The organism is Campylobacter sp. BCW_6889 (genome assembly GCF_001762535.1).
Classification (GTDB): Bacteria; Campylobacterota; Campylobacteria; order Campylobacterales; family Campylobacteraceae; genus Campylobacter_D; species Campylobacter_D jejuni.
This window is the reverse complement of the sequence record NZ_MJWZ01000006.1, coordinates 14,826-37,578: the sequence shown is the minus strand read 5'-3', so window position 1 is coordinate 37,578 and position 22,753 is coordinate 14,826. Positions and strand designations below refer to the sequence as shown.

The window sequence follows — 22,753 nt, the reverse complement described above, 5'->3', positions numbered from 1 at the left end:
AATATATTTTATCAGCTTTCAACCTCATTGCTATAATCAGCCATAGCGATACGCTTAAGCTGTCTATAGCGACGTTGAGCGTCTTTTTTATTGCGTTCAAAAAGCTCAGCAGCGTGTTCAGGATTTGCTTTTTTAAGTGAATTATAACGCACTTCATTCATTAAAAATTGCTCATATAAATCCCAATCAGGCTCTTTTCCTGTTAGAGTTAAAGGATTTTTTCCTTGCTCTTCTAAACGAGGATCAAAGGTATAAAGTGGCCAATAACCACATTTTGTAGCAAGCTCACCTTGCTCTCCTGAGTAACCCAGCCCACCTTTAATACCATGAGCTATACAAGGAGAATAACAAATCACCAAAGATGGTCCATCATAGGCCTCAGCTGCAGTGATAGCTTTGATAAGATGAGTATAATTTGCCGTTGAATTTACTTGTGCTACAAAAATATAACCATAAGTCATAGCAATTTGACCTAGATCTTTTTTCTGTATAGGTTTACCTGCTGCTGCAAACTGTGCTACAGCTCCTGTTCTAGAAGATTTTGAACTTTGACCGCCTGTATTAGAATAAACTTCTGTATCAAGCACTAAAATATTTACATTTTCTCCACTTGCTAAAACATGATCAAGTCCGCCATAGCCTATATCATAAGCCCAACCATCACCACCAAAAATCCAGTGAGATTTTTTACTTAAATACTGTTTAAGCTCTAATATATCTTGCACAGCTTTGATATTTTTATTTTGATCTAAAATAGGGATCATTTTATCTTTAATTTCCACAGACATAGCACCATTGTCTTTATTTGCAATCCAATCTTTAAAAAGAGCTGATAAAGCATTTGGAACTTCTTGCATACTTTCATTCATGATATGTTCAATGCGGTGTCTTGTATTTTCAGTTGCAATTTTCATACCCAAACCAAACTCAGCATTGTCTTCAAAAAGTGAATTTCCCCAAGCAGGACCGTGTCCATTTTTCACACTTTTTCTATAAGGAGTTGATGGAGCTGAACCCCCATAAATAGAACTACAACCTGTAGCATTAGCCACAATCATTCTTTCACCGAACAATCTTGTAATTAAAGTAATATAAGGAGTTTCCCCACATCCAGGACATGCCCCATGAAATTCAAATAAAGGTTGGGCAAATTGCGCTCCTTTTGTGGTTTCTTTATTTAAAATATCATCTTTATAAGTAATTTCTTTAAATAAATAATCCGCATTTTCTTGCTCACCAAAATCCATCTCTTCTTGAAGTGGTACCATAACCAAAGATTTTTCTTTAGTAGGACACTCATGAACACAAAGCTCACAGCCTGTACAATCAAGTGGAGAAACTTGAATTTTAAAGCTTAATTTTTCTCCTTTGGTTCCTTTAGCTTCTAAAGCATGATCTTTTACACCGCGAGGTGCATTTGCCATTTCTTCATCATTAATCAAAAATGGCCTGATAACAGCATGCGGACAAACTGAAGCACATTGATTACATTGGATACAATTTGCCTCTATCCATCTTGGTACCATAACCCCAACACCGCGTTTTTCGTATTCGGTTGTGCCGTGTTCAAAACTTCCATCTTCATAACCTAAAAAGGCTGAAACAGGTAAATCATCACCCTTAGCCGCATTCATAGGTTTTACGATTTTTTCAACAAATTCAGTACCTTTATAGGCATTGGTTTGTTCTTTTTCTTTAAGCTCTAAATTTTTCCAATTTGGATCTACTTCAACTTTTACAAGTCCATCAGCACCCACATCAATAGCCTTGTAATTCATTTCTACAATAGCATCGCCTTTTTTACTATAAGATTTATACGCAAGCTCTTTCATGTATTTTTGTGCGTCTTCATAAGGAATGATTTTTGCAAGTTTGAAAAAGGCTGATTGCATAATGGTATTTGTACGATTTCCCAAACCTATATCACGAGCTAGTTTGGTTGCATTGATGATATAAAAATTTACTTCTTTTTCAGCTAAAGTTTTCTTTACTGCATCTGGAAGTTGTCTTATGGTTTCTTCAGCATTCCAAATACTATTTAAAAGGAAAGTTCCTCCTTTGCGAATTCCTGCTAAAACATCATAAATTTCCAAATAAGCCGCTACCGAACAAGCGATAAAATGCGGAGTTGAAACAAGATAAGTTGAACGGATAGGTTTTTTAGAAAATCTTAAATGGCTTCTTGTATAACCCCCTGATTTTTTAGAATCATAAGCAAAATAAGCTTGAGCGTAAAAATCCGTTTTATCTCCGATGATTTTAATCGAGTTTTTATTTGCGCCCACAGTTCCATCAGCACCAAGTCCGTAAAATAAACATTCGATCGTACTTTCATCTCCAAGTGAAATTTTCTCTCCAGTACTCAGTGAAGTATGAGTTACATCATCAACTATACCTACAGTAAAGCCATCTTTTGGATTATCAAGTTTAAGATTTTCAAATACTGCTATCATTTGAGCAGGATCAACATCCTTTGAAGAAAGTCCGTATCTTCCACCCACTATAACAGGAGCATTTTCTCTTCCATAGAAAGCTGATTTTACATCAAGATAAAGTGGTTCTCCAAGACTTCCTGGTTCTTTGGTTCTATCTAAAACCGCGATTTTTTTTACTGATTTTGGCATAACATCAAAGAAATATTTTAAACTAAATGGGCGATAAAGATAAACTTTTAAAATCCCTACCTTTTCACCCTTGGCATTAAGATAGTCCACCACTTCTTCAAGTGCTTGAGTTACAGAACCCATAGCAACAATCACACGCTCTGGCTCTTTGTGACCATAATAAGTAAATGGTTTGTATTCTCTACCTGTAATTTTTGAAATTTCTTGCATATATTCATTAACAACATCAGGTAAAGCATCATAAAAACGATTGCTTACTTCTCTAGTTTGAAAATAAATATCATCATTTTGTGCTGTTCCACGTGTTTTTGGATTTTCTGGATTTAAAGCATTATTTCTAAATTCAAGCAAAGCTTCTCTATCTAATAATCTATCAAAATGCGCATAATCCATTACTTCAACTTTTTGAATTTCATGGCTTGTTCTAAAACCATCAAAAAAATGTAAAAATGGCACTCTTCCCTTAATTGCAGCTAAATGTGCTACACCAGCTAAGTCCATGGTTTCTTGCACAGAATGCGAACAAAGCATAGCAAAACCAATTTGTCTTGCTGCATAAATATCTTGATGATCACCAAAGATAGACAAAGCTTGAGCAGCCAAAGAACGCGCTGCTACATGGATTACACAGGGGAGTAATTGACCTGCTATTTTATACATATTTGGAATTTTAAGGAGTAATCCTTGAGAAGCCGTATAAGTTGTAGTCAAAGCCCCGGCTTGTAAAGATCCATGCACACTACCTGCAGCTCCTGCTTCACTTTGCATTTCTACGATTTTTACAGGAACTCCAAAAAGATTTTTTTTTCCTGCAGCTGCCCACATATCGGTGTAATCAGCCATAGGAGAACTAGGTGTAATAGGATAAATTCCAGCAACTTCAGTAAAAGCATACGCAGCGTATGCAGCAGCCTCATTTCCATCCATAGTTTTCATAATTTTACCCATTGAGACCTTCCTTTATATTGATAATTTTTATAATTTTTTAGCTATCAATTTACTATAAATTCTCTTAAAAGGCGTTTAACGAAAACTTGAAATTAGTTTAATCTAGCTATATAATTAACAGCCTCATATGCATTTAAAAATACCATAGAATGGGCTTTTAATTCATTTTCATTGCCATAGCCGCAAGTTAAGGCCAAAGGAGTGATATTAGCAGAAATTGCAGCTTGAATATCTAGTATTGTATCGCCTATCATATAGGCATTTTCTTGAGTTTTATTGAGTCTTTTTAAGGCTAAAATTATAGGTTCAGAACTTGGCTTTGGATTCGTGGCATCTTCAAGAGTAATTAAAGTTTTAAAGAATTTTTTAACTCCCAAATAATCAAGTAGAATCGGAGTAAATTTACCTCCTTTTGTTGTAACTATACCAAGATCTGCAATTTCACTTCCAAGCTCTAATGCTTCTTTTGCTTTAGGTAAAAGAGTGGTTTGTTCTAAATAAATTTGTGCATAAATTTCACGATAAGCTAATACAAATTCTTTACTTAAAATTAATTTATCTGGATAAAGCATTCTAAACATTTGCTCTAAAGGATAACCTATGAGATTTTTGATTTCTTCATTATTTTTAGAAGTTAATCCAAGGGCTTTAAAAGCTCCTTGGAAAGAATTTAAAATAGCATCAGTAGAATCAATTAAAGTGCCATCTAAATCAAATAAAATAGTTTTATTCATTATCTTAAAATAAATTTAGCATCCACTCTTCTATTATCCGCTCTACCTTCTTTAGTATCATTGCTTGAGCGAGGATTATCTTGACCATAACCTACTGTTTTTATGCGACTTTTTTCTACACCATATTTTTCAAGTTCATTAGCAACACTTTTAGCACGTCTTTCTGAAAGCTTTTGATTATAAGCCCTTGAACCGATATTATCTGTATGTCCTTCAAGAATAGTATCATATCTTTCATTTTCATCTAAAACTTTTGCAATTTCTTTGATTTTTTCTTGAAAAGTTGGATTTATAGTAGTTTTATCAAAACCAAAATGACCTTCCAAAGAAATAGTTTTTTCGCAACCATTTTCATCTAACAAAGCACCTTCTTTTGGTTCTACAGGACATTTTGCTTGTGGAGCTGGACGAGTATCAGCAACTTCTTCTACAGCTTTTTCCTTTTTGCCACCAAAACCAAAACTAATACCTAAAGTTGAAACCCAATTATGGTTTGCATGATTAAAATTAATTTGATCTCTAGTTTCAAGTTTTAAAGCCAAAGAATCGCTAAGACGGAATTTTACACCCGCGCCATAATGCCCAAATCCACCGCTTTTATTATCATAAGCAGCATTTGAAAAATCCTCATATCCTCCACCTGCTAAACCATAGAAATAAAATTTCTCACCTACATCAATACCTTTAATAGCACTCAAATAAGTTCTTGTAATATCTGTAGTTTTATTTGTATTTGTATATTTAACATCAGAATAATGCTCTAACCCAAATTCTAATTGATCAAGCCAAAAATCGTCAAAATGATAACCAAGTCTAATCCCTGGTGCATAACGATTATCCATATCTAAATTACCCTCAAAGTAATTATAGTTTAAAGTTGGAGTGATTTCAAATTTTACATTGTTATCAGCACCAAATAAAACACTTGCCAAACCTAAACATAAGAATATTTTTTTCATAGAAAAAACCTTTCATTGTGTTATAAAATAAAAATTTAAATTTCGCAATTATAACATAAATGATAGAAAAAAGGATGAGTTTTATAAAAAATTGTAGAAAGGTGGGAAAATCCCACCAAAAATATTAACGTTTAGAGAATTGTGGGCTTCTTCTTGCTTTGCGGCGTCCATATTTTTTACGCTCAACAGTTCTACTATCTCTAGTAAGAAGTCCTTTAGGTTTTAATAAGGCTCTAAAATCAGCATCCATAGCTGCTAAAGCTCTTGAAATTCCATGTCTTAAAGCTTCAGCTTGAGCACTATAGCCCCCGCCTAAAGTAGTTGCTTTAATATCCATTGAAGTTTCTTGTTTAGTCACAAGTAAAGGTTGAACCACTTTAAGCTTAATCGCCTCGTGTCCACCAAGCCAAGTGTTTAAATCAACACCATTAACACTAATTTTACCACTACCTGGTTTTACCCATACCTTTGCGATAGCAGTTTTTCTCTTACCTGTTGCGTATGTTGTTGCCATGATTATTTTCCTTCTTTAGCAATTTGCGCAGTGTGTGGGTGCTCACTACCCGCATAGATTTTTAATTTTTTAAGCATAGCTCTGCCCAAATTTGTTTTAGGAAGCATACCTCTAACTGCTAATTTATATAATTTTGCAGGATTTTTTTCAAGTAAATCACCAAATTTTTCGCTTTTTACACTTCCAAAATATCCTGAATGTCTATGATAAAGCTTATCTTCTGCTTTATTAGCACCTGTAAATACAGCTTTTGAAGCATTGATGATAATTACATAATCACCACAATCAACATTTGGAGTAAAGCAAGGCTTGTTTTTACCTCTCAAAATTGTTGCTACTTCAGTTAAAAGACGACCAAAGCGTTTGCCTTCTGCGTCTAAAACAATCCATTCTCGTTTTACTTCGTTTGGCTTTGTTATCTTTGTCATAATTTTTACCTTTGCCAAAAATTTAAAATGTGATTGTATAAAAAATAATATTAATTTTTACTTAATTTAAGTAAAAATAAAGTTTATATTTCCAAAATTTGAATTTCATTTTCCAAACAATAAACTATAAAAGCACGCACTTTATCTTTTTTCAAAATTTCACTAATGGCGATCTTATAAGTTCTTACCTGCTCTTTATGTTTATCTTGCATAGCAAGACCTGTTTTATAATCAATTATGAAAGCTTCTTCATCTTTTAAGGCAAGCAAGTCTAATTGTTTAATTTCTCCATTAAAACTCAAAGCTTGTTCTTTTAAAAGCTTTCCATCACCAATCAAATTTTGAAATTGAGTATTTTTAAGTAAAATTTCAATTCTTTTAAAAAGCTTTTCAAAATCACTCTCATCTAAAAAATGTCTAAATTTGTTCTTGCATCTTTGAGTAAGCATTTGAAAATTTTCACCCTTAGGAAGTTTTAAATTTTGCATAAAAAAGTGAAAAGCATTTCCAAAATATAGCTCTTTACTATCAAGCTTTTCTTCGCTTTGAACTTCTTGTGGGCTAATTTTTTCAAATTTTTGTAAAGCTTGAATACTTTCTTTTTTAACACTTAAAATTTGTTCTTTGCTTTCTAAAAAACCTCTCTCTTGAGAGTGTATATTTAAAAATCCCCCCTTAAAATAACTTGGATAATTTCCATTTACACTTTCTTCATTTCTTTTTATGATAATCAAACTTTCCTTAGCTCTTGTAAAAGCCACATAAAGTTTATTAATATCATCTTCATAATTTGCTCTTATAATATTTTCTTTAAAAAGAGTATAAATAGGCTCTTTAGTAAGCTCTCGAATTTTATCTTTAATATAGAGTTGCCAACCTTGATTGATATCATATTCAAGCATGATATCTTCATTGTTTGAATTGTTTTTAGATAAACTATCAAGCAAAATCACATGATCAAATTCCAAACCCTTAGATTTATGCACACTCATAATACTAATACCCATATTTTGTTCGCTTACTATTTTCAAAGTACAAGGCTCAAATAAAAGCTTTAAAAAATTCTCCTTAGTTTTAGCATATTCGATAAATTGTATTAAAGCGATATCATTTAAATCAAGTTTTAATTCCTTTATTAAAAAAAGTACATTTTCCATAGCATTTTTTGAAAAATCAAGGGTGATTTTTCTCGGCTCAAAACCTAAAAGTTCTTTTAAAAATACCAAGTAAAATTCATCACCAAAAATACAATATTTAGCATATTCTAAAACAAGTCTTACGCTTGCTTTATTTTCAAGCAAAACATTGCTTTGAGTAAACGCAGGAATTTTTTGCTCTCTTAAAAAATCCAAAACCATATCTGCATCGCTATTTTTCCAACACAAAATACAAATATCATCATAAGAAATATTTTTAGATCTTAAAAAATTAATTTGCTCAAATAAAGTTTCTAAAGTCTTTTCCTTGATTTCTTGGGCTTGGTTTTTAACCTTTTGTTCTTTAGATTCCACAATACGCACAAAACCACCTTTTTTACTTTCTAAGGCAAATTGCTCTTTATAATCTTTGATTTTTTCTTTAAAAGTTTCATTAACAAAATCAACCAAAAGCTCTTTAGAACGATAGTTAGTATTTAAACTATCACTTTTAATTTGACTAAATTCTTGTTTTAACAAATCAAATAATTCTTTTTTTCCTTTACGAAAGCGATAAATACTTTGTTTTTTATCTCCTACGTAAAAAAAAGTGCGATTTTTCTTAACTCCTTCTCCTGAAACAAGCTCAGCGATCAAAGGGCGTAAAATTTGATATTGAATCACGCTTGTATCTTGAAATTCATCAATAAGCAAATGCGAAATAAAACCATCTAAACGAAAATAAATCATATCCTTAAATTCACTGGTTATTAGCTCATAAACTTTTTTACTCACATCTTGAAAATTTAAGGTATTTTTATCTTTATGAAATATATTTTTAGCTTCACTATAATGATTTAAAAGATTCATTAAATTAGCAATTTTATAATTTTCAAGCTCTATGGCATAGGTATTTAAAGCATTTATAAGCTCGATTCTTTTTGTACTAAAATGCAAGTTAGTACTTTCTAAATCTTGTAAATATTTTGTACTTTCAAATTTTGTCATAAAACTTGATTGCATAAACACGGATAAATCTAAAACTTCACTTTTGAAATTGTCGCACAAATTTTTATAATTTTTTACATGAGTAAGACCCAAACAATAACTTCTTAACTCACTATAAGCTTTATTGATATAAGCTTTAGATGGATTTGGAATTTTAGGACGATTTTGAAAATAAGCATTCTCATAAAATTTTTCAAGCTCGTTAAAAAAATTTTCTTTCTCATCAACTAAATTAATATAATAAGCCAAATCTTTTAATTCATCTTTTTTAAGAAGTTTTAAAAAAATCTCTCTTACATCAAGCTTCTCTTCACTCATTGTAAAATCACTACTTAAGCCCAAATTTAAAGCAAAAACACGCAAAATTTTTCCGAAAAAAGCATCAAAAGTACTGATTTTTAACTCTGTTCTTAAAAATTCTTCTTTTTTAGCATCTCTTAAAGAAATAAGCTCTTCTTTATCTTTACCTAAAAGCTTGCAAAGTTCATTGCATTCACTGGTTTTATTTTCTTTTTCTAAATTTAAAAAAGTCTCAATAATTCTTTTTTGCATTTCATTAGCAGCTTTTTTGGTAAAAGTTAAAGCTAAAATTTCATTAATCCTAGCTCCTTTTAAAATAAGTGCTACAAAACGCACACTCAAGGCAAAGGTTTTTCCGCTTCCCGCACTCGCTTCTAATGCCAAAAAAGGCTCAAATTGACTCATTTTAATTCCTTTTTATAAATGAGTTTATAAGGACAGTACTCATCTTGTTCATTTTCAAACTCTATTTCTTCCTTGCTCATAAGAACTAAGTCTTTAAGTCTTTCTCTCAGCTCATCTAAACTTTTAGCTTTTTGGTGCAATATTTGCATACTATTTAAATCATAAAAACCTACGCTTGCATTTTCATCATATAAGGCTTGGTAAAAAGCAAGTTGATAAGAATTACTTGGTACTTTTCCACTTTTATAATCAATGACCAAATTACCTTCTTTTGAACTATCGATACGATCTATAGTGCCCTTAAGTTTTATACTATCTGCTCCAAGCTTTAAAATATTGTTTAACTCAAGCTCTGTATGTGCGACATAAAAGCCTTTTGAAAAATGCTCTTTTTCGTTTTTAGCAAATTGTATAAATTTTAATTTAAATACTTCAAGATCAAGTTCACTGATATTGTATTTTTGATATTCTTTATCCAATAAATTTGTAAAAACTTTTATATCAAAATCATTATTTGCATAATTTTTATAATAAATTTCAAGCATTTTATGGATGAAATTTCCTTGATTTTTCGCTTTGCTTTCCTCGCTTAAAACCCTAGGTTCTGCTAAATTTAAAATATAACGATAATAATAAGTTCTTTTTTGATTTTCCAATAAATTAAAACGACTAAAAGAAAGCGAAAACTCGAAAGGATTATGCTTTAAAATAGGAGCTTTTATAGGAGTTAGATTAGGTTTTATACCTTCATAGTCTAATTTTAAAGCATTAAGATAAGCTTTTTGGTGGATATGAGTTTCATAAAAAAAGTCAAAATCAAGTTCATCTAAAAAACGTGATTTGCTTTTTTCTTCATTTTCCACAAAGCAAATACTTACTTCTAAAGCATTCTTCATCAAGCTTTCATAATAAAATCTTTGTAAATTTTCTCTTCTATCATAGCTAATCAATCCTGCTTTTTTACGCACTTCATTGTTTAAAAAAAGTTCATTAACACTTCTTTTGGGAATAAATTCTTCATTAAAATCAACCAAAATCACCCCATCAAAACAAAGCCCACGACTTTCTAAAAGTCCCATTACCGTAACCTTACCTCCACCTACATCACTAAGGGAAAGTTGTGAAATTTGCATGAAAAAAAGATGAATCAACTCTTTAAGAGTTAAAGACTGATTTTTTAATAAATCTTTAATAAAATAAAGTTCTTTTCGTATCAAATAAATAAGTTCTTGCTTTTCATTTTCTAAAAATAAAGCAAGTAATTTTTCAAAATATTCAAAATCACATTTCTCATCAAAATACTTTTTAAACTCTATAAAATCAAGCTTTAAAGAATGTAAAAGTGTATTGTGATAATCAAAAATCATCTGCGTATCTTCAAAATAATCCTCTTGATTTTTATAAACAAAAGAAGCACTACTAGCACTTTCATAAAGTGCTTGAAATTTTTGATAAAATAAACTTTCTTTAATACTAATCCCACTTGCAAAATTAAGCATATTGTCTTTATCAAAAAGCCTTAAAAACTCACAAAAACTTTCATCTGGAGTTATAACTACAATATTTTCAGGCTTTAAACCTTTGCGTACAAAATGCGAAATTTCATCCATAACAAAGGCGCATTGTAAAGCCCTTAATTCAAAAGATTTGAGTTTAATTTTTGAATTTTTTGTTTTAAAAATTTCTTCTTTTAAGATCTCTTGTTTTGAAAGATTGATTTCATAATGAGTGTTTATTTTTAAATCAAATGTTTTTAAAAAATCAAGTTTTAAAAGATATTCGAGATTAAATTTACTTGTTTTAAAACTTAAAACCACTTCTTTAATCTGAGAAATTTCACTTAATAAATTTTCTTCAAATTTACTCAAAAAACCTTGCAAATCATAAACTATAGCTTCATACTCATCTAAAAAATCTTTATTAAGAGTGTAATTTTTAGGCAAAGAAAGATCATCATAAAAAGAATTCTTTTCAAGCAAAACAAGATAATTCTTATATACCTCATCTAAAATTTCCAAATGTTCATTATAGGTGGCATAATAATCATTATTTTTAAGATCTTCTATGCTTTTTTTTTCTAAACTAAGTTCTTTGAAAAAGGAAAAAAGATATTCGTTATTTTTCAAAAAAGCAAAAAATTCTACCGAAATTCCTAGTTTTTTTTCTAAATCCTTACTTTTTAGACAAGCTTCTTGCATTAAAAGTAAGCTTTCATAAGAACTTGCCTTATGAAAATTACTCAAACAAACTTTATCTAAAAATTCACCTATATGAATAGCACTATCTAATAAAGCATTTTGCTGTTTTTTTTGGTTATAATACTCTCTAATTTGTCTTGAAGAACTAAAAATTCTTAATTTCATTGAGCATTTAATTCGTAGCTAAAAAAACCCACTGTTTCTTGATTTGCATAAAACTTTAGCTTAAGCTCCCATCTACCTTTATCTAATTTAGGTAAAGCGATACTTAAAATTCCATTTTTAACTTGTCCTTCTAACTTTTGATCAAAATTTTTAGTGAATGGTCTTGTAAGAAGAACTTGAACTTTTAAATCATCAGAATTTATATTTTGTAATGCAGAAATTTTAAAATTTGCAACATAGGAATTTTGATCCACTTCATAACTAGGAATTTTTCTTTTACCTATAAAAGTGATTTTATCATTTTGAAAATTTACTTTAAAAAATTTATCAAAATTTACTTGTTGTTTTTGTATTTGATTGTAATTATTTTCAACATTTTGATAAGAGTCAAAATAAAAATCATCCTCATATACAGGATGGTGACTTGCTATAAAAATCGTTACAATACAAGCAATAATTATAGCCAAAAGTGAAAGCAAAATACCATAAGGCCAAAAACTTCTTTTAGTTTCTAACATTTTTTTTCCTCTTTATTCTTCTTTGTGCATAGTATAACAATGCAAAGCAAATAAATCCATAGATAAGTATTCTTAAGATATTGATAGTATCACGATTTGCATTGCCTATAGAATGTTCTAATTGTAATCCCAAGGATTTTGCCACACGATCTACAATATCTGCATAACCATTAAGTATAGCAGCATTATAAATATCACCTTTATTTGTAGCTAATATCGGCAAAATAGATCCTGTTCCAGGATAAGGACTAAGCACGGATTCTTTATCAATCAAAGCTAAAGCACCTTTTGAGCCCACTATATCAACTTTGTGAGAATTTTTTGACAAAAGAAGCAATATATAAGATTGAGGAAGTTCTTTTTGTTTATTTAATAAAGTTTCAATTTCAGTTTCATCACCAACCATAACGCCGATAAAAATATTACTTTTTTGGTAAAGCTCTTTTCCTATAAGATTAATCTCATTACTTACTTTTTGACTTAAAATATTTTCATTAAAAAGTACAGCATCAAGAGCAAAAACCCTAGAAGGCAATAAAACAAAGAAGAAGATGGCTAAAAAAAAGCCATCTTGTAATATTTTTTTCATCCTATATGAAGATGATTTACAGTTAAAACCGACCAAGCGGTGATTGCAGCAGCAACAACTAAACCAATAACAATTAAATATTCCAAAGCCTTACTCATTGTGCTTCCTTTATACTTCTATGATCTTGTTCTTTTGAACCAAACATCTTTACACTTTGTGCATCTTTAAGACTATATGGCTTTTGCATCACTTCTTGCTGAGCTTTAAGACCCCAAATAGTTAAAACTACTAAGATAGCAAGTAATAAAACCGTAGCAATTAACATACCTGTAACACCTGAAAGAGAAAACACGCATCTATTATTATTTTCCATCATTCACCCCTTGAAAGAGAAATTACATACTCGCCAACAGCTTCTTTTTGAATATCATTAAGTGTTGGAAAACTCGGCATTGTTCCTATAAAACCAGCCTTACCACTATGTAAAACATCTACTACAAAAGCTGCAGAACCGTATTTTGTAAGATCTGGGAACATTCCATCTTGACCTTTTCCATCTTCTCCATGGCATGCTGCACAAGTTGCATAAGCTTCTTTACCTTTTGCTACTAAATTTTCATTTGCAGTTTTCTTAATAGCTGAAAGATCTTTTGCTACATAAGCAGCAATAGCAGGAATATCTTCTTCTGCCACACCTAAATCAGCAGCACCAAGCATTTCTCCACCTGGAAAATTCATACCTTTTGAACCATGTTTAATTACATTGATTATACCTTCTTCGCTACCCCAAATATTTAAATTTTGAGCTTTACCATTGATACCATCGCCTGTAATTCCATGACAAGCTGAACACTGAACTAAAAAGATATTTTGACCCATTGCTATTTTATCTTCAGGAGATAAATTTTTAAATTTTTCTTCGAATTTTGTATTATGAGTTGCTACTTCTTCATTGTATTGACCTATACTTGAAAAAGAATTTAAAGGATATCCCCATAGAAAATACCAAATAGCCCAAACAATAGTCAGGAAAAATACCACAGCCCAACCAATAGGAACAGCATTTTTATACTCTCCTATTCCATCCCAACTATGTTCACTAAGCTCTGACTCGCCCTTTTTTTCTTTCATTTGCTTAAACATTCTACTCACAATAACTAGTGTGATTAAAATGATAAGAATAGCTCCAATTAAAGATAAGAGATTAACATTGTCTTCTAAATTTAACCATTGCATTAAGCACTCCTTTTACTTTCTAATACACTATCATCAATATCATCTTTTAAGGCAAGGTTTGCATAATTTTCATAATTTCTCTCACCTTTTTTTTCTGTTCTATATAAATGATACCAATACGCATATAATACTATTGACAAAAACATCACGAGTGCAAAAAAACCATAACCTTGAAAAATCTCCCACTCATGTTTTTGAACTGTTGCTAAATCAAATGTGATTAAATTTTTAATCACATCAAAAACTATTGATAAATGTTCCATCATCTTACTTTAAGCTATTTAAATAAGCGATCAAAGCAACTATTTCTTTGATTTCACCTTTAGCAAAAGCATCTTTTACTTCTTGATTTTTCATTTGATCAACTATAGCCTGAGCTTCAGCTTTTACTTCAGCTTGCGCATCCTCCCAAGAACCAAGTTTTGTTCCATTTTCTGTATCATAAGGAACATTGAAAACTTTTTTCACGGTTAAAGCCTCAGCATAAGCAGTTTCAATATCTGCATTATTTTTAAACATATGCTTATATGAAGGCATAATAGAATCTGGAACAACAGAAGTAGGATCCCACATATGATTTTCATGCCAATCAGCTGTTCTATAATTTCCTACACGAGCAAGATCAGGTCCTGTTCTTTTTGAACCCCAAAGAAAAGGTCTATCATAAGCAAATTCACCACTTACAGAATACATACCATAACGATCTGTTTCTGATTTAAATGGACGAATAAGCTGTGAATGACAAGCATTACAACTATCTTTAATATATACTGCACGCCCTGCAAGTTGTAAAACCGTATAAGGTTTTTTACCTTCAATTGGTCTTGCATTTTCTGCAAAATTTGGTAAAACTTCAACTATGCCTGCATAAGCAATCACTACAAAAACAGCTACAGCAAAAAAGAATGGATTTTTTTCTAACCAACTAAACATATTTTCTCCTTTTTATGCTGCCATAGGCGAAGCGCTTTTTGGTTCTTTATCAAGCACTCTTCCACAAGCAATTGTTTTGTAAATATTATAAGTAAACATAAAGAAACCGATAAGATACAACAATCCACCAATCGCTCTAATCCAATAATAAGGAATAATAGCCACAACAGTATCAATAAAGCTATAAAGCAAGTTACCATACTCATCTGTCGCTCTCCACATCATACCTTGAGTAATACCCGCAATCCACATTGAAGCAAAATAAAGAACTATACCTGTGGTTTGGATCCAAAATTGAGCTTCCATTAAAGATTTACTATAAAGCTCTCTTTTGAAAACTCTAGGAGTCATATGATAAAGAGCAGCCATAGTCATAAATCCTACCCAACCTAATGTTCCATCATGAACATGTCCTGGAATCCAATCTGTAAAGTGTGCTAAAGCATTAACAGACTTAATTGAAAGAATTGGCCCTTCAAGTGTTGAGAACATATAGAAAGTTGATGCCAGAATCATAAATTTAATCAATGGACTCTCGCGAAGCTGGCTCCACTCACCTTTCATAGTAAGTAAGATATTAATCGCTGAACCCCAAGAAGGTAAAATCAATACTATAGAGAAAACCGAACCCATAGTTTGCATCCAATCAGGTACAGTTGAATAAATCAAATGGTGACCACCTGCCCAAAGATAAACAAACATTAAGCCCCAAAATGCAAATAAAGAGAGTTTATAAGAGAAAATCGGCTGACCACTTTCTTTTGGCAAGAAGTAATAAATTTGGGCAATAATACCCACAGTAAATACAAATGCCACAGCATTATGTCCATACCACCATTGTACTAAAGCATCATTTGTTCCTGCATACATTGATACACTATGCCACCATTTACCCATTCCAGTAACAAAATAAGTTGGTACTTCCATGTTGTTAAAAAGATAAAGCATAGCTATACCTAAAAATGTAGCTATATAATACCATAAAGAAATATAAAGAGTTTTTTCACGGCGAATTCCAATAAGTCCAAAAATACTTACACCCCATAAAACCCAAACAAGAACAACAAGAATATCTAAAGGCCACTCAAGCTCTGCATATTCTTTAGATGTAGTCACACCCATAAACAAAGATATAACAGCTAAAACCATAGTAAGCATATAAAGCCAAAAATGAAGCTTACCAACAGCCATTAAAAATCTTGACTCAGCCATACTTACCTTAAGAACACGCTGACCTATATAATACCAAGTTGCCCAAATCCCTGAAAGCATAAAACCAAAAATCACACCTGAAGTATGAAGTGGTCTAAGTCTTGAAAAAGTAGCATATTCTCCTGCTAAATAATTTAAGTTAGGATATGCCATTTGAAAAGCTATAAGAGTTCCTATAGCCATACCAACAATGCCAAACAATACGGTTGTAAACATAAAATATCTTGCAACCGTATAGTCGTAATTTAATACATTACCTGGATGCATCGACTTTCTCCTTAAAATTTTTGATAACAAGAGAATATTATAGAATATTAATTATACATTTTTTCTTAAAAATGATAATTTTGTTAATCATTTGTTATGCTTTATATTTTAAGGCTAAATCAGTCTTATTTATTGATATTTATCTTATAACCTAAACTTGGTACATTTTTTATAAAATCTTCACCCACTTTATCTCTTACTCTTTTAATAAAAGTTCTAACAGCAGTATCACTTACATGTTCACCTATCCAAACATTTTTCTTTATATCTTCATGCAAAACCAAAGCTCCAGGTTGCTTTAAAAGCAAAGAAATAAAAGCTAATTCTTTTTTAGTTAAAACAATTTCTTCACCATTGTAAATCAAAGTTCTTTTAGTTTTGTTAAATTGATATTCTTCAGAAATTTTTACAAGCATATTTGCTTCAATTTTTTCGCCTATCAGATAATCTAAAACTTTAAACAACTCTTCTATATCAACAGGTTTGATCAAATATTTATCTATACCAATATCAATAGAACGCAAAAGTCTCTCTTTCTCTGAATGCGCACTAAGAACAACAATTGGGACATCATCTGAAATTTCCTTAATCTCTCTTGCCATATCAAGCCCATCCATAATAGGCATAGCAATATCTGTGATAACTAAATCCGGCTTAAATTTTTTAAATTTTTTAAGCCCCTCATCTCCATTTTGAGCTCCGATTACTTTACTAAAGCGTTCGCTTAATACATTAATCAATGATTCTCTAGTCTTAATTTCATCTTCAACTACTAATATTATCAATTCTTTACATTCTTGTGACATTTCTACTCTACCCTCTCTTTTAGTTTTAAAAATACCTCAAAACAAGCCCCATCTTTTCCATTCTTAACTTTTATTTTTCCTTGGAAACTTTCAATAATTTGTCTACTTATATAAAGTCCTACTCCTATACCCTGACTGGGATGTTTTGTTGTAAAATAAGGTTGAAAAATTTTATCTAAATTTTCTTTATCAATCCCACCAGCATTATCTTTTATTGTAATTTTCAGATAGTTTTTTCCAAATTTTGAAAAATTTATTGTTATGATTTTCCTTTTTTTGTTTTTAAATGCCTCTATTGAATTTAAAATCAAATTAAGAAAAACTCTTATTAAACCATTCTCATACGCTAAAACTTCATAATCACTTTTCGAAACAATATTAATATTTACATGATTTTTTTCTATAGTTTCAAAAGCAATTTCTAAGGCTTTATTTAAAGTCTCTTTTATAAATACACACTGCTCTACTCCTTTGTTAAACAAAGTTCTAAACACATCAATTGTTTCTGACATATTTTTAATCATATCTTTTGATTGTGAATAAATTTCAGCAAATCCTTTTTCATCTTTAAGATTTTGCTTCATTTGAAACATGGCAATACCAAGCTCATTTAACGGTTGTCTCCATTGATGTGCTATATCACTAATCATTTGTTCTAATGAAGATTTCAAAATCTCTTCATATGCTATTTTAATATCTTTTTCATTTTTTTCCAAGGCAATTTTCATTTTTTTCTCAAATTTTTTACCTAACTGTATAAATTCTTGTTGGTGATTTTTAACTGTATTTTCAAGATTAATACTTAATTCTCTTAATTTAGCGTGATTTAGAGCAAGCTCTTCATTAAGCTTAAAAGAATTACTGACATCATGAGAAAGTGCTACTATTTCTATTAATTCATTATTTTTATCCAATATAGGGATTAACAAAGTTTCAAGATAGAAGGTTTTGCCTAATTTATCAATATTTTTAAAAATAACCTGATAAGGCTTTTTATATGAAAGATCTTTTAAAAGCTTCTCAACATAACATTCATCAACATCTGGATGTTTAAATATTGAATGTTTTTTTCCTATAAGCTCTTTTTTGCTATATCCACTTATTTGACAAAGCTTATCACTGACAAAAATTAAATTTCCTTGCACATCAGCTCTTGAAAAAATTGTATTTTTTTCCAGAGCTTTAAAAAACTGATCTTTAAAAAAATCTTTCATTGAAAAGCCTTAAAACCTATATAGGCAAGATTTATACCGTAACAAACAATAATGCCATACGATAAATAATTAAACAAATTTTTCAAAAAATCACTAAAAAATTGTGAAATTTTAGAAAAAAATAACATCGCAGGTAAAGTTGATATTCCAAAAATCATCATTACTAAAATACCTTCAAAAATATTTTGCTTACTTATTGCATTGGCTATAAAAAAATACACCAATCCACAAGGAACAAAACCATTTGAAAATCCTAAAAATATAGCTGATTTTAATCCTTTAAAATTTTTAGATTTTTTAATAATTTTCTTTACAAAACTATCAAAAAAAACATTATTTTCAATAAAAGATAACATATTGCCTCTAAAAATAAGAGCAAAACCCAAAATCATCATAAATATACCAAGAATAAAAAATGACAAACTTTGAACCTTAGCATTGATTGCCAAGATATTCCCAAAAGTCCCAAAAATTATCCCTAAAACAATATAAGCAAAAATTCTAAACAAATGATAAATAAAAGTTAATAAAAATAAATTATTGCTTTTTGAATTTAAATTTATAAAAAGTAAATTAAAACCACCACACATAGAATAGCAGTGTCCAAAACTAGATAAAAAAGCAACGCTGATAATAGCTAAAAAATCTATACTCACATCAAATTCATAAATTCTTTAAAAATGTACTTACTTTCATGAGGACCTGAAGAACTTTCCGGGTGATGTTGCACTGAAATAATAGGATAGTCTTTATATCTTACTCCTTCAACATTATCGCCAAATAAATTTCTATGAGTGATATGAGCCACTTGAGCTAATTCTTCTGGAACATTATAATTATGATTTTGTGCGGTAATTTCTACCGTTTTTGTATCAAGATTGATCACAGGATGATTTGCTCCATGTTGTCCAAATTTCATTTTATAAGTTTCATATCCAAAAGCATTACTTAAAAGCTGGTGACCTAAGCAAATTCCAAGCATAGGAATTTTAGCTTCTGCAAGTTTTTTAATCTCTGCAATCTCTTGTTTTAAAATCCTTGGCTCACCTGGACCATTAGAAAGAAACACGCCTTGAATTTCACCTTTTTTATACAGAGTAATCAACTCATCTGCTTTAACATTATATGGATAAACTTCTACTTCAAAACCTACTTCTACAAGTTCATTTAGGATATTTGTTTTAACACCATAGTCTATAACAGCAACTTTTTTCTCACTTCTTTTAGCATCATTAAATTTTTGAAAACTAGCGTTCCAAACACCTTGTTTATGAGAATAATTTTTCTTAGTGCTAACTTCTTTTACAAAATTTACTTCATCAATTTTTGCTGATTTTTCTAAGGCGATTTTTAAATCTTCTTTATTTGAAATTTCAGTTGAAATTACAGCTCTTAAATTGCCATTATTTCTTATCATTTTTACTAGATATCTCGTATCAAGTTCATAAATTCCTATTTTTCCATGTTTTTCAAGATAATCTTGCAGACTTTCTTTAGCGCGAAAATTTGAAAAACTGGAACTTAATTCACGCATTAAAACACCGCTTGCAAAAATTTCCTTACTTTCATTATCATTTTCATTGGTTCCCACTATACCAATTTCTGGCATGGAAAATACGATAAATTGCCCTGCATAAGAAGGATCTGAAATAATTTCTTGATACCCTGTTAAAGAAGTATTAAATACAAGCTCTCCAAAAAAAGTACCACTCTTCCCAAAAGCCTTAGCACTTAAAAAAATATCATTTTCTAAATAAATATAAGCCTTCATTAAAACATACCTTTTTTTCTAAGCTCTTCTTGATAGAGTTTTTCAAAGATAAGATCGTATTCTTCGCTACCTGGAATAGGTTTTGTTTTATAATTACTAATTTTCTCATAAACCTCATCTTCAAGTTTTTCATAAATTTTAAGATAAGACTCTATGCTTGAAAAGATTAAATTTTTAACTCTATTTTCACTCACTATAAAATTAATATAATCATTCTCTACAAGTTCTTCTAAAATTTGATGCGCTAGATGATTATGTCTATCTTCAGAATCTAAAATCACATTAAATTCAGGAGCTAACTTTTTCTTCACAAGCCAAAACATATTTTTACGATCTACTTGCATAAGCTCCATTTCATCTTCTTGTTGCTCTAAAAGCTCTTTGACTCTTTCATCTAATTTTCTTTCATTTAGAATATCTTTCTCTAAAACTTCTATTATACATACCTTAAGCTTTTCTAACTGATCTTTAATTTCTACAAAAGAAGAATTAGCTATATCTAACATCATTTTATTTGCGATATAAGGAATATGTGGTAATTTTATACGCATCTTAAAAACCTTTTATTTAATAATATTTAAAATAATAGCTTATTTTTGGTAAAAGAATGTTAAAAATGAAAAATTTTCATTTTTTTTAATCACCTAATTACTAGCATTATTATCTAAATTTTTCAAAAGTAAAGTAAGCTCGCTGGCTTTTTTTGGATCCATTTTAGATAAAACACCTGAAATTTTACGCGATTCCAAAGAAAGCATTATTTTGCTTGCATCCTCTGCATCCATTTGACTTAAAACATCTGCAATGGCTGCATCTTTCATTTGGGAGTAAATTTCTTTAACCCTACCTTGAGTTTTATCATTGATTGAATTTAAAATCTTTTGTTGTTCTTCTACAAGCCTTGCGTTTTCAAGTTTTAATTCTTCAATTTTTACCAAAGTCGCATTAACCTCAGCCTCTTTTTTTTCTAAATTTTCAAGCCTTTCTTTTTGCAAAGCTTCAAAAGAGGCTTTATAAGCTTCTAAAGATTGTCTTGCTTCATCAAATTCTCTAGTTTGCAATTCAATTTGAGCTTTTCTAGCTTCAAAATACTGCTCACAATCTTGTTCAGCTCCAAAAACTACACTTGAAATAAAAACTAACAATATAAATTTTTTAATCATCTTTTTCCCCTTTGAAAAAACGACTGATTGCAATTTCATCTAAAAATTTTTCTTCAGCCTTCGCAAGTTCTTTTTGTTTTTGTTTAATTTCTTCAGTTTCCAAAGCCTTCATTTTTTCATAATCTAAATGCGCTTTTTGATATAAAAACTGATAATGGTTCATTTCTTTTTTAGAAAGTTCTACTTTCTCCTTAGCTCTTGCCAAAGCCTCGCGTCCTACTTGCGCCATACTTAAATTTGATCTTAACTCTGCTATAGATCCTGATTTTGGCAATACGCCTAAACTTTCACACTCTTGGCGTGAAAGTTCATAAGCTTTTTCATGTTCAAGCTGTCTTTGTTTGGCTTGATTAAGATTTGATTCTGCTTTATCAAGTTGTTGTTTTCTTACTTTTACAACAGAATTATATTTACTTTTCATAAGATGATAGTATCATCTCTTTCAGGGCTAGTGGAAATATACTTTACTTTAACCCCTGCAAGCTCTTCAAGTCTTGCTATATATTTTTTAGCATTTTCTGGCAATAAATCATAATCTTTTATACCAAAAACTTTATCCCAACCATCCATTTCTTCATAAATAGGTTGAACATTTTCTAAATCACTTGGTATATAGTCGATTTCCATGCCCTTATATTCATAAGCACGACAAATTTTTATCTTTTCAAAACCATCTAAAACATCAAGCTTCATCAAAGATAAAGCATCAAGACCATTAAGCCTTGCTGTATATCTTACAGCAACCGCATCAAACCATCCACAGCGTCTTTTACGTCCTGTGCTTACGCCAATTTCTTTTCCAATTTGTGCAATTTTTTCTCCATCTTCGCCCTTATCCTCAGTAGGAAAAGCTCCATTTCCCACACGCGTTGCATAAGCTTTTACAATACCTATAATATTTCCCGCTTCTTTAGGATTTAACCCAAGTCCTGTTAAAGCGCCTGCTGAAATAGTACTTGAACTTGTAACATAAGGATAAGTTCCATGATCAATATCAAGCATAGAACCCTGAGCTCCTTCTAAAAGTACTCTTTTATCTTCATCTAAAGCCTTCCAAAGCATTCTTGTAGTATCTGTAATATAAGGAGTTAAAATTTCATTAAAGCGTTTTAAATCAGCAAGCAATTCTTCAGCACTTGGAATTTCAATTTCAAGCATTTCAAAAAAAGTTTTATTAGCTTCAAAATCTTTCATCAAAGCCTCACAAAGTCTTTGTGGTTCTAAAAGCTCTCCAACTCTATGTCCTGTACGATTAATCTTATCTGCATAAGAAGGTCCTATACCCTTACCTGTTGTTCCTATGGCATTTTTGCCTTTGAGTTTTTCTTTTGCAATGTCTATTAAAGAATGATGTTTTAAATTTAAATGAGCTCTATCACTGATATATAATCTACCTTTTAAATTTTCAAATTGAGCCATTTCAGCAATCAATACTTCAGGAGAAACCACAACTCCATTTCCGATAATATTAATACATCTTGGATGCAAAACTCCACTTGGCATAAGATGAAGCGCATATCTTACACCATTTACCCAAATCGTATGTCCTGCATTGTGTCCACCTGCACTTCTGCAAACAAAATCATAATTTTCACATAATTTATCAACTACCTTACCTTTTCCTTCATCGCCCCATTGAATGCCGACAATAATATCTGCTTTGCTCATAAAAATTTCCTTGATTT

23 protein-coding genes are annotated in these 22,753 nt (G+C 30.5%); all 23 read right to left on the bottom strand.

Annotated elements, in window-relative coordinates:
• Positions 1 to 11: 11 nt before the first annotated feature.
• The 23 genes from nifJ to AJ939_RS00385 all read right to left on the bottom strand — a co-directional run bounded on the left by nifJ (position 12) and on the right by AJ939_RS00385 (position 22,736).
• The gene (gene nifJ, locus AJ939_RS00495) at positions 12 to 3,572 is read right to left on the bottom strand and encodes a pyruvate:ferredoxin (flavodoxin) oxidoreductase (protein WP_044779974.1); all 3,561 of its coding nucleotides are present in this window, start codon (positions 3,570 to 3,572) and stop codon (positions 12 to 14) included.
• Positions 3,573 to 3,664: 92 nt separating this feature from the next.
• A complete protein-coding gene (locus AJ939_RS00490; protein WP_044779975.1) occupies positions 3,665 to 4,306 on the bottom strand; it encodes an HAD family hydrolase in 642 nt (213 codons plus the stop codon).
• On the bottom strand, positions 4,306 to 5,265 hold the full coding sequence (gene cadF / locus AJ939_RS00485) for a fibronectin-binding outer membrane protein CadF (protein ID WP_070275964.1): 960 nt from the start codon (positions 5,263 to 5,265) through the stop codon (positions 4,306 to 4,308). Before cadF ends, AJ939_RS00490 begins: the two co-directional genes overlap by 1 nt.
• Positions 5,266 to 5,389: 124 nt before the next feature.
• Complete coding sequence (rpsI, locus tag AJ939_RS00480; RefSeq protein ID WP_002851459.1) at positions 5,390 to 5,779, bottom strand: 30S ribosomal protein S9; 390 nt, start codon at positions 5,777 to 5,779, stop codon at positions 5,390 to 5,392.
• Positions 5,780 to 5,781: 2 nt separating this feature from the next.
• On the bottom strand, positions 5,782 to 6,207 hold the full coding sequence (rplM, locus tag AJ939_RS00475) for a 50S ribosomal protein L13 (RefSeq protein WP_002779321.1): 426 nt from the start codon (positions 6,205 to 6,207) through the stop codon (positions 5,782 to 5,784).
• A gap of 83 nt (positions 6,208 to 6,290) precedes the next feature.
• Positions 6,291 to 9,056 (bottom strand): RecB-like helicase, encoded by a 2,766-nt coding sequence (locus AJ939_RS00470; RefSeq protein ID WP_070275963.1) that lies wholly within the window; start codon positions 9,054 to 9,056, stop codon positions 6,291 to 6,293.
• Complete coding sequence (locus AJ939_RS00465; RefSeq protein ID WP_044779977.1) at positions 9,053 to 11,419, bottom strand: PD-(D/E)XK nuclease family protein; 2,367 nt, start codon at positions 11,417 to 11,419, stop codon at positions 9,053 to 9,055. Before AJ939_RS00465 ends, AJ939_RS00470 begins: the two co-directional genes overlap by 4 nt.
• A complete protein-coding gene (locus tag AJ939_RS00460) occupies positions 11,416 to 11,937 on the bottom strand; it encodes a FixH family protein (protein ID WP_002862138.1) in 522 nt (173 codons plus the stop codon). Before AJ939_RS00460 ends, AJ939_RS00465 begins: the two co-directional genes overlap by 4 nt.
• Positions 11,924 to 12,526 (bottom strand): hypothetical protein, encoded by a 603-nt coding sequence (locus AJ939_RS00455; protein WP_002870878.1) that lies wholly within the window; start codon positions 12,524 to 12,526, stop codon positions 11,924 to 11,926. Before AJ939_RS00455 ends, AJ939_RS00460 begins: the two co-directional genes overlap by 14 nt.
• Positions 12,523 to 12,624, bottom strand: a complete 102-nt coding sequence (locus tag AJ939_RS00450) for a hypothetical protein (protein WP_002858872.1) — start codon at positions 12,622 to 12,624, stop codon at positions 12,523 to 12,525. The genes AJ939_RS00455 and AJ939_RS00450 overlap by 4 nt, the downstream gene beginning before the upstream one ends.
• Positions 12,621 to 12,842, bottom strand: coding sequence for a DUF4006 family protein (locus AJ939_RS00445; protein ID WP_072223679.1), 222 nt, complete (start codon positions 12,840 to 12,842; stop codon positions 12,621 to 12,623). The genes AJ939_RS00450 and AJ939_RS00445 overlap by 4 nt, the downstream gene beginning before the upstream one ends.
• Positions 12,839 to 13,702, bottom strand: coding sequence for a cbb3-type cytochrome c oxidase N-terminal domain-containing protein (locus tag AJ939_RS00440; RefSeq protein WP_044779978.1), 864 nt, complete (start codon positions 13,700 to 13,702; stop codon positions 12,839 to 12,841). Before AJ939_RS00440 ends, AJ939_RS00445 begins: the two co-directional genes overlap by 4 nt.
• The gene (locus AJ939_RS00435) at positions 13,702 to 13,965 is read right to left on the bottom strand and encodes a cytochrome c oxidase, cbb3-type, CcoQ subunit (RefSeq protein ID WP_002851307.1); all 264 of its coding nucleotides are present in this window, start codon (positions 13,963 to 13,965) and stop codon (positions 13,702 to 13,704) included. Before AJ939_RS00435 ends, AJ939_RS00440 begins: the two co-directional genes overlap by 1 nt.
• 4 nt (positions 13,966 to 13,969) lie before the next feature.
• Positions 13,970 to 14,635: a cytochrome-c oxidase, cbb3-type subunit II gene (gene ccoO, locus AJ939_RS00430; protein ID WP_002855439.1), complete on the bottom strand. Its 666-nt coding sequence runs from the start codon at positions 14,633 to 14,635 to the stop codon at positions 13,970 to 13,972.
• 12 nt (positions 14,636 to 14,647) lie between these two features.
• Entirely contained in the window at positions 14,648 to 16,114 is a 1,467-nt protein-coding gene (gene ccoN / locus AJ939_RS00425; protein WP_044779979.1) for a cytochrome-c oxidase, cbb3-type subunit I, read from the bottom strand.
• 125 nt (positions 16,115 to 16,239) lie between these two features.
• A complete protein-coding gene (gene bumR / locus AJ939_RS00420) occupies positions 16,240 to 16,920 on the bottom strand; it encodes a butyrate response regulator transcription factor BumR (RefSeq protein WP_070275962.1) in 681 nt (226 codons plus the stop codon).
• Positions 16,921 to 16,922: 2 nt separating this feature from the next.
• Positions 16,923 to 18,134: a butyrate sensor histidiine kinase-like phosphatase BumS gene (gene bumS / locus AJ939_RS00415; RefSeq protein WP_002862144.1), complete on the bottom strand. Its 1,212-nt coding sequence runs from the start codon at positions 18,132 to 18,134 to the stop codon at positions 16,923 to 16,925.
• Positions 18,131 to 18,790, bottom strand: a complete 660-nt coding sequence (locus AJ939_RS00410; RefSeq protein ID WP_002870873.1) for a sulfite exporter TauE/SafE family protein — start codon at positions 18,788 to 18,790, stop codon at positions 18,131 to 18,133. The genes bumS and AJ939_RS00410 overlap by 4 nt, the downstream gene beginning before the upstream one ends.
• Complete coding sequence (carA, locus tag AJ939_RS00405; protein ID WP_002851156.1) at positions 18,787 to 19,905, bottom strand: glutamine-hydrolyzing carbamoyl-phosphate synthase small subunit; 1,119 nt, start codon at positions 19,903 to 19,905, stop codon at positions 18,787 to 18,789. The genes AJ939_RS00410 and carA overlap by 4 nt, the downstream gene beginning before the upstream one ends.
• Positions 19,905 to 20,456: a DUF507 family protein gene (locus AJ939_RS00400; protein WP_002851269.1), complete on the bottom strand. Its 552-nt coding sequence runs from the start codon at positions 20,454 to 20,456 to the stop codon at positions 19,905 to 19,907. Before AJ939_RS00400 ends, carA begins: the two co-directional genes overlap by 1 nt.
• Before the next feature lie 93 nt (positions 20,457 to 20,549).
• Complete coding sequence (locus AJ939_RS00395; RefSeq protein ID WP_070275961.1) at positions 20,550 to 21,068, bottom strand: MotE family protein; 519 nt, start codon at positions 21,066 to 21,068, stop codon at positions 20,550 to 20,552.
• Positions 21,061 to 21,489, bottom strand: coding sequence for a flagellar export protein FliJ (locus AJ939_RS00390; protein ID WP_002880459.1), 429 nt, complete (start codon positions 21,487 to 21,489; stop codon positions 21,061 to 21,063). Before AJ939_RS00390 ends, AJ939_RS00395 begins: the two co-directional genes overlap by 8 nt.
• Entirely contained in the window at positions 21,486 to 22,736 is a 1,251-nt protein-coding gene (locus tag AJ939_RS00385; protein WP_002862151.1) for an adenylosuccinate synthase, read from the bottom strand. Before AJ939_RS00385 ends, AJ939_RS00390 begins: the two co-directional genes overlap by 4 nt.
• Positions 22,737 to 22,753: the final 17 nt, after the last annotated feature.

What these genes read in the sequence shown, in the direction of transcription:
- AJ939_RS00490 (WP_044779975.1), bottom strand. Translation starts at nt 4,306, where the DNA reads ATGAATAAAACTATTTTATTTGATTTAGATGGCACTTTAATTGATTCT.
- AJ939_RS00400 (WP_002851269.1), bottom strand. Translation starts at nt 20,456, where the DNA reads ATGCGTATAAAATTACCACATATTCCTTATATCGCAAATAAAATGATG.
- AJ939_RS00450 (WP_002858872.1), bottom strand. Translation starts at nt 12,624, where the DNA reads ATGAGTAAGGCTTTGGAATATTTAATTGTTATTGGTTTAGTTGTTGCT.
- bumR (WP_070275962.1), bottom strand. Translation starts at nt 16,920, where the DNA reads ATGTCACAAGAATGTAAAGAATTGATAATATTAGTAGTTGAAGATGAA.
- AJ939_RS00455 (WP_002870878.1), bottom strand. Translation starts at nt 12,526, where the DNA reads ATGAAAAAAATATTACAAGATGGCTTTTTTTTAGCCATCTTCTTCTTT.
- AJ939_RS00440 (WP_044779978.1), bottom strand. Translation starts at nt 13,702, where the DNA reads ATGCAATGGTTAAATTTAGAAGACAATGTTAATCTCTTATCTTTAATT.
- AJ939_RS00385 (WP_002862151.1), bottom strand. Translation starts at nt 22,736, where the DNA reads ATGAGCAAAGCAGATATTATTGTCGGCATTCAATGGGGCGATGAAGGA.
- rplM (WP_002779321.1), bottom strand. Translation starts at nt 6,207, where the DNA reads ATGACAAAGATAACAAAGCCAAACGAAGTAAAACGAGAATGGATTGTT.
- ccoO (WP_002855439.1), bottom strand. Translation starts at nt 14,635, where the DNA reads ATGTTTAGTTGGTTAGAAAAAAATCCATTCTTTTTTGCTGTAGCTGTT.
- cadF (WP_070275964.1), bottom strand. Translation starts at nt 5,265, where the DNA reads ATGAAAAAAATATTCTTATGTTTAGGTTTGGCAAGTGTTTTATTTGGT.
- AJ939_RS00445 (WP_072223679.1), bottom strand. Translation starts at nt 12,842, where the DNA reads ATGATGGAAAATAATAATAGATGCGTGTTTTCTCTTTCAGGTGTTACA.
- nifJ (WP_044779974.1), bottom strand. Translation starts at nt 3,572, where the DNA reads ATGGGTAAAATTATGAAAACTATGGATGGAAATGAGGCTGCTGCATAC.
- bumS (WP_002862144.1), bottom strand. Translation starts at nt 18,134, where the DNA reads ATGAAAGATTTTTTTAAAGATCAGTTTTTTAAAGCTCTGGAAAAAAAT.
- AJ939_RS00465 (WP_044779977.1), bottom strand. Translation starts at nt 11,419, where the DNA reads ATGAAATTAAGAATTTTTAGTTCTTCAAGACAAATTAGAGAGTATTAT.
- AJ939_RS00395 (WP_070275961.1), bottom strand. Translation starts at nt 21,068, where the DNA reads ATGATTAAAAAATTTATATTGTTAGTTTTTATTTCAAGTGTAGTTTTT.
- AJ939_RS00390 (WP_002880459.1), bottom strand. Translation starts at nt 21,489, where the DNA reads ATGAAAAGTAAATATAATTCTGTTGTAAAAGTAAGAAAACAACAACTT.
- carA (WP_002851156.1), bottom strand. Translation starts at nt 19,905, where the DNA reads ATGAAGGCTTATATTTATTTAGAAAATGATATTTTTTTAAGTGCTAAG.
- AJ939_RS00470 (WP_070275963.1), bottom strand. Translation starts at nt 9,056, where the DNA reads ATGAGTCAATTTGAGCCTTTTTTGGCATTAGAAGCGAGTGCGGGAAGC.
- rpsI (WP_002851459.1), bottom strand. Translation starts at nt 5,779, where the DNA reads ATGGCAACAACATACGCAACAGGTAAGAGAAAAACTGCTATCGCAAAG.
- ccoN (WP_044779979.1), bottom strand. Translation starts at nt 16,114, where the DNA reads ATGCATCCAGGTAATGTATTAAATTACGACTATACGGTTGCAAGATAT.
- AJ939_RS00460 (WP_002862138.1), bottom strand. Translation starts at nt 11,937, where the DNA reads ATGTTAGAAACTAAAAGAAGTTTTTGGCCTTATGGTATTTTGCTTTCA.
- AJ939_RS00435 (WP_002851307.1), bottom strand. Translation starts at nt 13,965, where the DNA reads ATGGAACATTTATCAATAGTTTTTGATGTGATTAAAAATTTAATCACA.